Origin of the sequence: Sandarakinorhabdus sp. (assembly GCF_032115815.1) — a bacterium.
In the GTDB taxonomy this organism is placed as follows: Bacteria; Pseudomonadota; Alphaproteobacteria; order Sphingomonadales; family Sphingomonadaceae; genus Sandarakinorhabdus.
In genome coordinates this window covers 21,120-29,245 of record NZ_JAUMBI010000022.1, presented here as the reverse complement: position 1 = coordinate 29,245, position 8,126 = coordinate 21,120, and the positions used below count along the sequence as shown (strand labels likewise).

Below are 8,126 nucleotides of genomic sequence, written 5' to 3'. Positions count from 1 at the left end.
ATACGGAATTGGGCTCCACCCGTCGTCCGAGACTCCAGTCGCCGTCGTTCTCAAGACGGGCGGGAAGTCCGGCACGTCCAGCCCCCTGATCCTGAAGCCGGGTCAGGTCTACTTCCCGTCCGGGACGGAGCGCGGCCTTGGCTTCTCCGGGCTCTCGTTCGGCCTGCCTTTTGGCTGGCTGGGCGGGGGCATGGCGACGCTGATCATCTACCAAGTGCCGTCTGCGAAGAGCGCGTGGGATACGAACGCGGAGCTGATCTTCCACCGGCACCGCATGAAGGTCTACGCGCCCGGCGCGCTGGAAGCCGCTCCGCATGGCTGGATGGCCACGGTACAGGTGGAACCCGGCAAGGAACGCGCCGTCGCCCGTGCGCTTTCGGCCAGCTTCCCCACCGCTTCGGTGGTGCGCGTGAAGGATGTGATCGGCCAGGTGCAGACATTGCTGGGCCAGCTTTCCGCCGCCATCCGCGCGGCGGCCAGCGTCACCGTTGCGGCGGGCATTGCCGTGCTGGTCGGCGCGTTGGCCGCGGGCGCGCGGGCGCGCACCTATGATGCGGTGTTGCTGAAGCTGCTGGGCGCGACGCGCGGCCAGGTGGCGGCGGCGACCCTGGCCGAATATGGCCTGCTCGCGGCCATCGTTTCGGGTCTGGCGCTGGTTCTGGGCAGTGCGGCGGGCTGGTTCGTCGTCACCCAGATCTTCAAGCTGGACTGGACGCCAGATTGGCCGCGCGTGCTGATCACCGTGGGTGTGGGCGCCGTTGTCACCGTCGTGCTCGGGCTCGCCGGCAACTGGCGGGCGCTGTCGGCCCGGCCTGCGGCGGTGCTGCGACAGTTGTGATTGCGCCGGCGTAACGTTCGGTCATTGAAAATTCAGGCGGGATGCCCGATATTGGCTGTGTCGTCGGCCATTTGCCGACCACAGGAGGAATTTTACGATGGCCAATAATGTGGACCCCCGGCTTGCTGCCTTCCGGGCCCAGGCCCAAGGCGAAGCCGGCTTTGATGCCGGCCTGCGCAGCTACATGCTGTCGATCTACAACTATATGGCGTCAGGCGTGCTGCTCACCGGCATCGTCGCGCTGCTGGTTTATTCGACGCCGGCGCTGTTTGCGGTATTCTTCAATCAGGTCGGTTCGCCCACCATCCTGGGCTGGGTGGCGATGCTGTCACCGCTCGCCATCATCCTTGGCATGAACTTCGGCCTCAACCGCATGAGCGAGAGCACGCTGAAGGGCCTGTTCTGGGGCTTTGCCGCGCTGATGGGCGTGTCGATGAGCACCATCTTCGCCCGCTACACCGGCGCGTCGATCGCGCAGACCTTCTTCGTGACGGCCGCCAGCTTCGGCGCGCTCAGCCTCTATGGCTACACCACCAAGAAGGACCTGTCGGCGATGGGCCGCTTCCTGTTCATGGGCCTGATCGGTATTGTTATCGCGTCGATCGCCAACATCTTCATCGGCTCCAGCAGCCTGCAGCTGGCAGTGAACATCCTGGGCGTGCTGATCTTCGCTGGTCTCACCGCCTATGACACGCAGCGCCTGCGCGAGATGTACTACCAGGTGCAGGGCAGCGATTTCGCCGGCAAGGCTGCCGTGATGGGCGCCCTGACGCTGTACCTGAACTTCATCAACCTGTTCCAGTTCCTGCTCAGCTTCATGGGCAATCGCGACTGATCGGTTGAACTGACCAAAGTTAAGGCCCGGCGGGGAAACTCGCCGGGCCTTTTCTTTTGTGCAGGACATTCAGGCGGCAACAGCCGCCGCTTCGACCCAATCAATCCGGTCCTGCCCGAAGTGCATCTGCCCGGCGACAAAGCAGGTCGGCGCGCCGAACACGCCGCGCGCCACGGCAGCTTCGGTGTTGGTGATCAGGCGCTGCTTCACCTCCGGCTCCTGCGCCAGTGCCAGCAGGGCGGCAGCGTCATGGCCGGCTTCGGTCAGGGTGGCGGCTAGTATCTCGGCATCAGCCATGTTGCGGCCGTGCAGCCACATGCCGGCGAACAGCGTGTCGGTCACCGCTTCGAAGCGTTCGTCGCCCTGAAGGCCGGCCAGAATGCGCATCAGCGTGATGGTATTGACCGGGAAATAAGGATTGTTGCCCAGCGCTATGCCATCGCGGGCCGCCCAGCGTTGCATGTCCTCGTTCATCCAGCGGCCCTTGGCGACGACCACGCCGGGCGGGCTGCCACCGGTGGCCTTGAACACGCCGCCCAGCAGGATGGGAACCGGTACCAGTGTCGCCCCGGTGCGCGCAGCCACCTTTTTCAGGCGATGCCAGGCAAGATAGGCCGTGGGCGAACCGACGTCGAAAAGGAACTCGATGGGGTGGGGCATGGTCGTCTCCTTTACCAGCGTTCAATCCACGGCCGCAGATCCAGCTCGTGCGTCCAGGCGGAGCGGGGCTGGTGGTGCAGCCGCACATATTCGGCCGCGATGGCTTCGGGATCGAGGATGCCGTCCTCGCTCTTCAGGGCATAGCGGTCGGGGAAATTGCTGCGAATGAACTCGGTATCGATGGCGCCATCGATGATCGGGTGAACAACATGGATGCCCTTTGGCCCCAGTTCGCGCGCCATGGCCTGCGCCAGGCTCCTGAGCGCGAACTTGCCGCCGGAAAAACCGGCAAAGCCGGCCGAACCGCGCAGGGAAGCAGTGGCGCCGGTAAAGATGATCGTGCCCCGTCCGCGCGGCACCATGCGGCGGGCCGCTTCGCGCGCCGTGATGAAGCCGGCCAGCGCGCACATCTCCCAGATCTTGCGGTAGCGACGCACGGTCTCATCAAGGATGCTCATGGGGGAGTTGGCGCCGATGTTGAACACCAGCACCTCCACCGGGCCGATCTCGCGTTCGACCCGGTCGAAAAGGGCGATCATCGCGTCTTCATCGCGGGCATCGGCACCAATCGGCACACAGTGCCCGCCTTCATCGGCAATCCTTGCCGCCAGCGGGGCGAGGCCGTCGCCCGTGCGCCGCACCGGCACGGCAGTGAGGCCATCGCGGGCAAAGGCCGCCGCCACCGCACCGCCGGTGGCATCGCCGGCACCGATCACCACCGCCGCGCCGCTCATGCGCCAGTGCTCATGATCATGCAGGTGGCGATGCCGGTGGCCAGCAATTTGCCGTTTGCGTCCACCAATGTGCCACGCGCCGTCGCCAGCCGGCGCCCGCGTGACACCACGTCGCCACGCGCGGTCACCCGGCCGGTGGCGGGCGTGATGGCCCGCACGAAACTGACATGCAGATCGGTGGTGACGTAGCTTTCATCGGCGGAAAGCGTGGTGTGGACCGCGCAGCTCATTGCGCTGTCGAGCAGGGTGGCCGCAAATCCGCCGTGGACGATGCCGATGGGGTTGCCGTGCTGGCTGCCGGGGATGGCGTGCATGATCATCGTGCCTTCGCCAGCCTCGCCGCCATCCATCGCCATCAGTGCGCCCATGCCACTGCCGCCCTTGCCTGCGGCCAGCGCGCGCATCTGGGTGAGTCCGTCGGATTTCTCTGCAATTGCAGTCATTCTATGATCTCCAGACGTTCGTAGCTTTCATCCAGCAGGAAGCGCAGCGCCGCCAGCCGACCGCCACCCAGGCGCTGCTCCATCACATCCTGCGCGGCCTGCCAGCCGGTGTGCGCGGCGGCGCGGCGCTGGTGGCCGGCATCGGTGAGCCACACAAGGCGTCCGCGCCGGTCTTCAAGGTCGATCTCGATGCGTAGCAGGCCGTCGCTTGCCAGCGGTTTCACGAGCCGTGAGACAGTGGAAGCGTCCGCCGCCAGCCGTTCCGCCAGCGCACCGATGCCTAGTCCGCGCCGCCGGGACAGGCAGGCGAGCAGGCCGAACTGGCCAATGGTCAGTCCGTGAAGGTTGAGCGCGTCGTCATAGATCTGGCTGACCTGCCGCGACAGCCGCCGCACCTTGGCCGCTGTGCACAGCGCCGCCGGGCCGGGCGGCAGTGCGGAGGCAGGCGACTCGGGCGGGCTTATGCTCATGCCCGCAGAATAAAATGCAATTGCAGATAATCAACCGCCCGATTTCAGCAACGCTACCGTTCGCTGCCAGGCCAGATCGGCAGCCGCCTTGTCATAGCGGGCGGGCGAGGTGTCGTTGTTGAAGGCATGGTTGACGCCCGGATAGATGTGGGCTTCGAACCGGACGCCGGCAGCGGTGAGTGCGGCCTGCCAAGCGGGGCCCATGGCGTTGATCCGCTCATCCAGGCCAGCATAGTGCAGCAGCAGCCGCGCCTTCACCCGCGCCGCACCTGTCACATCCTGCGGCGCCGCGCCATAATAAGCCGCGCCGGCGCGCAGGGCCGGGCCGGCTGCGACCGCCAGGGCATTGACCATGCCGCCGCCCCAGCAGAAGCCGACCGCGCCTGGCACGCCCTTGCCCGGTGCTGCGGTCGCCAACCAGTTCAACGTGGCGACGCCATCGGCCACCGTTTGCTGGCGATCGAGCGCGCCGATCATGCTGCGGGCCTTGTCTTCGGCACTGGTCGTGCCGTCGCCCAGCGTTGGCGTGCCGCCGTTCGGTGCCAGGAAATCGGCTGCCAATGCCACCAATCCTTCGGCGGCCAAGCGGCGGGCAACATCGCGAATATGATCGTTAAGCCCGCGGTTTTCGTGGATGACGAGCGCGCGCGGCGCCGTGGCCGCGCCCTTGGCCGGCTGCGCGAGGTATCCCGCCATTTCCCGGCCGGCGCCGACGGAAAAGCGCACGTCGCCCACCTTAATGCGCGCATCATCAGCCGCCACCAGTGGCGCTGCATCGGCGCGCGCCGCAATCAGGCCGAGCAGGGCGTTGGCTGCCGCCGTGCCACCGGCCAGCCGCGCCATCTGGGCGACCATGTCCCGCCGGCTGATATCGCCGACATGGGTGAAGCGATCATAAAGGGCGATCATCGCCTGCGTCGGTTGATTTTCGCTCATCCTGCTTCTCCTGCGGCCAATTTCGCCAGTGCGGTGGGGGTGTCGATATCGACAAGGCACGCGGCCGATGGTGCCGCGATTTCGGTGACAGTGAAATCCCCCATCGCCGCCTTGCCGCCGGTATCGCCCGTCAGGGCCAGCAGCCGGGCAAAGGCCGCGCGCGGCCAGCGCACCGGGTGGCCGCGGCGACCGTCCCATAGCGGTACTACCAACTCGCCCGGTGCGGCCGCCAGCGCCGCGATCAGCGCGGGCTCCACGGCCGGCATGTCACCAAGGCAGATCAACGCTGCATCCCAATCGGCAGGCACGGCCGCGATGCCGGCAGCCAGGCTGTGCCCCATGCCGTCTGCCCAGTCTGGCGCAGCCACGAACTGCACATCATACCCGGCCAGAGCGGCGCGAACGGCCGCTTCATCATGGCCCAGCACCACGATCGGCGGTGGCAGCCCTGCGGCGGCAATGGCGTCCACCGCATGCGCCACCAGCGGCTTGCCGCGCCATGGTGCCAGCAATTTGTGGCCGGCGCCAAAGCGGCTGGAGCGGCCTGCGGCGAGCAACACGGCACCGACCCGGCGCGGTGCGCTGGCCACGGCGCGCGGCTCCGGCCGTTCGGCTTCGGGCAGCAGGCCGCCGTCACCCATGGCGGCGATCGTGTCTGCAGTAACGGCCAAGCCGGCGGCGAGGCGTTCCAGTACCAGATCGAAGCCGTTGCGCTTGGGGCTCTTGGCGCAGCCGGGCAGGCCGATCACCGGACGGCCCGCGAGCGTGCCCAGCACCAGCAGATTGCCCGGGTCCACCGGCATGCCCAGCCGCTCCACCGTGCCGCCTGCGGCCACGATGGCCTGTGGGATCACGTCGCCGCGATCGACCGTGGCGGACGCGCCAGCAACCAGCAGCAGATCGGTACTGCATCCGGCCAGGCGGGCCGCCAGCGCCGCCGTTTCGTGCGGGCAGGGCGGCAGCATCTCCATCCGGCTGCCCAGCGCCTTGATCCGCGCGGCGGTCACCCGCTCCAGCTTGGCGAGTGCCTTGGCGTTGGTGCCGGGCAGGGTGGTGGCGATCAGCGTGATCGACAGGGGCCGGAAGGCCGCCACCATCAGCGGGCGCGCGGCGGCGATGGCGGTGGTGAGAGCGCCGCCCGTGACGGCGTAATTGATCGTCTTGATGGTGGCGACAATGGCCCCCGCCGCTACCCGCGTGCCGCTGGGCAGGGCAGCGAGGGTGAGGGCTTCATCGACCGCGTTGACCGCCGCGACCATGCCGGGCGGGGCGGTGAACAGGCCAGCGGCGGTGGCGGCGAGATTGACCCGGCCATGCACCGGCGCCAACGCCGCCAGGCCCGCCCCGGCCAGCGCGGCGGCCAGCTGGGTGGCGGCGTCATCCTCGGCCACGTCGCCGGGTTCCAGCTGCGCGACGACCAGTTCGGCAAGGCCTGATGCAGAGGCATCGGTGAGATCGGCCGCGCTCAGAACATGGCCCTTGGGCAGCCGCCGGCGGCCGATCTGCTGCCCGTGCGCCAGCAACGCGCCTTCGGCCTGTGCCAAGGGAACCGGCCCGAATTTCATGTGGCCAGCGCGTTTCTCCACGCGGCGGTCATCTGCGCGGCGATGGAGAGCGCGATTTCGGCGGGGCCGGTGGCACCGATGGCAAGGCCGGCCGGGCCGTGGATACGGGCCAGATCATCCGGACCAAAGCCTTGCGCCGCCAGCCGTTCCAGCCGGCCGGCGTGATTCTTCCGGCTGCCCAACGCGGCGATATAATAGGCCGGCGAGCGCAGCGCCCCAGCCAGCGCCACATCATCGATCTTGGGATCATGGGTGAGCGCCACCACGGCGGAGGCCGGGTTGAGCACGCTCTCCAGCGCCTCGTCGGGCCAGCGGCGATCAAGCGCCAGCCCGGCAAAACGCGCATCGGCAGCAAATAATCCGCGCGGATCGATCACTGCCGGCACCACGCCCAGCGCATCGGCCAGTGGCACCAGCGCCTGCGCAATGTGCACGGCGCCGATGATGAACAGCCGGCGCGGCGGCGGATAGCGGCGCACGAACGGGCCGACTTCTCCGGTAACGGCGCGCCCGGTGGCGGGATCGCTGCTGATCGCCGCCATGCGTCCGGTAGATGTAGCCGCCAGTACATCGGCCACCAAGGCCGGAGGCAGGGCATCGGCGGCCAAGCGCTGCACCAGGATCGAAATGCGCCCGCCGCAGGCCAGGCCCGCCGTCCACGCCACCGTGTCGGCCACGCCGTAATCCAGCACCTCATGGCCTGCCTGTGCCGCGATCATGGCTTGCGCGGCCAGGATCACATCGGCTTCGACGCAGCCGCCGGAAACGCTGCCTTCGAACAGGCCATCGGCGCGGATGGCGAGATGGCTGCCTTCGCGGCGCGGCGCTGAGCCCCAGGTGGTGATGACGGTGGCAATCGCCACGCCATGGCCAGCCTGTGCCCACGCCAGCGCCGTGGCCAGAGTGGTCAGATCCTCGTCGCGGCCAACGCCCGTCACATCGTCATTCCGGATCCCAATCCGGACCATTGCCAGAGCAGGAAGAGCAGGGTGACGATGATCAGGCCAGTGCCCCAGGCCAGTGGCGACAGGCCACCGGCGGGCGCCTCCGTTTCGGCGGTCGCAGCCTGATCAGCGGCGGCGGCCAGAGCCACGATGTCGACATGCGGCGCTTCCACTTCGGCCTTCAGCTTGGCGAAGAAGCCTTCGGCATATTGCTTTGCCGCGCCTTCCACCAACCGCGCGCCGAGTTGGGCCAGCTTGCCGCCCACCTGGGCCTTCACCACATAATCCAGCTGCGTCTTGGTCGGACTCAATTCGGTGAGCACGACATCGGCGCTGCCCTTGGCAAAGCCGGCGACTCCGCCCTTGCCTTCACCGACGAGGCGATAGCGCTCGGGCGCAACGATATCTTCCAGCCGCACGGTTCCGGCGAAGCGGGCCCGCACCGGGCCCACCTTGGCCTGCATGACGCCATCGAACACCGGCGTATCAGCTTCGGTGCGAGTCAGATTCTCCACGCCGTCGATGCAGCGGGCCAGCACATCGGGATCATTCAACGCCGCCCACAAAATATGGCGCGGGCTGGCGATTTCCACCGATCCTGCAAGGTCCATAAACTCTCTTTCCAGTTCAAGGCGGTGGCGGTGTGGCCGTCACCTTTCGATGCCAGTTTCACATGACAAGTCAATCATGAGCCGAAAAGC

The 8,126-nt window shown here is 67.6% G+C and carries 10 protein-coding genes; 2 read left to right on the top strand and 8 right to left on the bottom strand.

Annotated elements, in window-relative coordinates:
* Positions 1 to 838, top strand: an 838-nt coding sequence (locus tag RT662_RS01125) for an FtsX-like permease family protein (RefSeq protein ID WP_313668416.1), incomplete at its 5' end; no start/stop codon positions are given.
* Between the two features lie 97 nt (positions 839 to 935).
* Positions 936 to 1,673: a Bax inhibitor-1/YccA family protein gene (locus RT662_RS01120; RefSeq protein ID WP_313668414.1), complete on the top strand. Its 738-nt coding sequence runs from the start codon at positions 936 to 938 to the stop codon at positions 1,671 to 1,673.
* 69 nt (positions 1,674 to 1,742) lie between these two features.
* On the opposite strand, the gene RT662_RS01115 is transcribed toward RT662_RS01120, so the two are convergent.
* Genes RT662_RS01115 through RT662_RS01080 form a run of 8 tightly spaced genes read right to left on the bottom strand, consistent with a single transcriptional unit; the run spans position 1,743 to position 8,036 of the window.
* The gene (locus RT662_RS01115) at positions 1,743 to 2,333 is read right to left on the bottom strand and encodes a 2-hydroxychromene-2-carboxylate isomerase (protein WP_273462186.1); all 591 of its coding nucleotides are present in this window, start codon (positions 2,331 to 2,333) and stop codon (positions 1,743 to 1,745) included.
* Between the two features lie 11 nt (positions 2,334 to 2,344).
* Positions 2,345 to 3,067, bottom strand: coding sequence for an SDR family NAD(P)-dependent oxidoreductase (locus RT662_RS01110; RefSeq protein ID WP_313668410.1), 723 nt, complete (start codon positions 3,065 to 3,067; stop codon positions 2,345 to 2,347).
* On the bottom strand, positions 3,064 to 3,510 hold the full coding sequence (locus RT662_RS01105; protein WP_313668408.1) for a PaaI family thioesterase: 447 nt from the start codon (positions 3,508 to 3,510) through the stop codon (positions 3,064 to 3,066). Before RT662_RS01105 ends, RT662_RS01110 begins: the two co-directional genes overlap by 4 nt.
* Complete coding sequence (locus RT662_RS01100) at positions 3,507 to 3,980, bottom strand: MarR family winged helix-turn-helix transcriptional regulator (protein WP_313668407.1); 474 nt, start codon at positions 3,978 to 3,980, stop codon at positions 3,507 to 3,509. The genes RT662_RS01105 and RT662_RS01100 overlap by 4 nt, the downstream gene beginning before the upstream one ends.
* Positions 3,981 to 4,010: 30 nt before the next feature.
* Positions 4,011 to 4,916, bottom strand: a complete 906-nt coding sequence (locus RT662_RS01095) for a dienelactone hydrolase family protein (protein WP_313668406.1) — start codon at positions 4,914 to 4,916, stop codon at positions 4,011 to 4,013.
* On the bottom strand, positions 4,913 to 6,481 hold the full coding sequence (locus RT662_RS01090) for an NTP transferase domain-containing protein (protein WP_313668404.1): 1,569 nt from the start codon (positions 6,479 to 6,481) through the stop codon (positions 4,913 to 4,915). Before RT662_RS01090 ends, RT662_RS01095 begins: the two co-directional genes overlap by 4 nt.
* On the bottom strand, positions 6,478 to 7,449 hold the full coding sequence (locus RT662_RS01085) for an XdhC family protein (RefSeq protein WP_409530121.1): 972 nt from the start codon (positions 7,447 to 7,449) through the stop codon (positions 6,478 to 6,480). Before RT662_RS01085 ends, RT662_RS01090 begins: the two co-directional genes overlap by 4 nt.
* Complete coding sequence (locus RT662_RS01080; protein WP_313668401.1) at positions 7,416 to 8,036, bottom strand: carbon monoxide dehydrogenase subunit G; 621 nt, start codon at positions 8,034 to 8,036, stop codon at positions 7,416 to 7,418. Before RT662_RS01080 ends, RT662_RS01085 begins: the two co-directional genes overlap by 34 nt.
* Positions 8,037 to 8,126: the final 90 nt, after the last annotated feature.

Coding starts and splice junctions, on each gene's coding strand:
- RT662_RS01120 (WP_313668414.1), top strand. CDS start 936: ATGGCCAATAATGTGGACCCCCGGCTTGCTGCCTTCCGGGCCCAGGCC.
- RT662_RS01115 (WP_273462186.1), bottom strand. CDS start 2,333: ATGCCCCACCCCATCGAGTTCCTTTTCGACGTCGGTTCGCCCACGGCC.
- RT662_RS01110 (WP_313668410.1), bottom strand. CDS start 3,067: ATGAGCGGCGCGGCGGTGGTGATCGGTGCCGGCGATGCCACCGGCGGT.
- RT662_RS01105 (WP_313668408.1), bottom strand. CDS start 3,510: ATGACTGCAATTGCAGAGAAATCCGACGGACTCACCCAGATGCGCGCG.
- RT662_RS01100 (WP_313668407.1), bottom strand. CDS start 3,980: ATGAGCATAAGCCCGCCCGAGTCGCCTGCCTCCGCACTGCCGCCCGGC.
- RT662_RS01095 (WP_313668406.1), bottom strand. CDS start 4,916: ATGAGCGAAAATCAACCGACGCAGGCGATGATCGCCCTTTATGATCGC.
- RT662_RS01090 (WP_313668404.1), bottom strand. CDS start 6,481: ATGAAATTCGGGCCGGTTCCCTTGGCACAGGCCGAAGGCGCGTTGCTG.
- RT662_RS01085 (WP_409530121.1), bottom strand. CDS start 7,449: ATGGTCCGGATTGGGATCCGGAATGACGATGTGACGGGCGTTGGCCGC.
- RT662_RS01080 (WP_313668401.1), bottom strand. CDS start 8,036: ATGGACCTTGCAGGATCGGTGGAAATCGCCAGCCCGCGCCATATTTTG.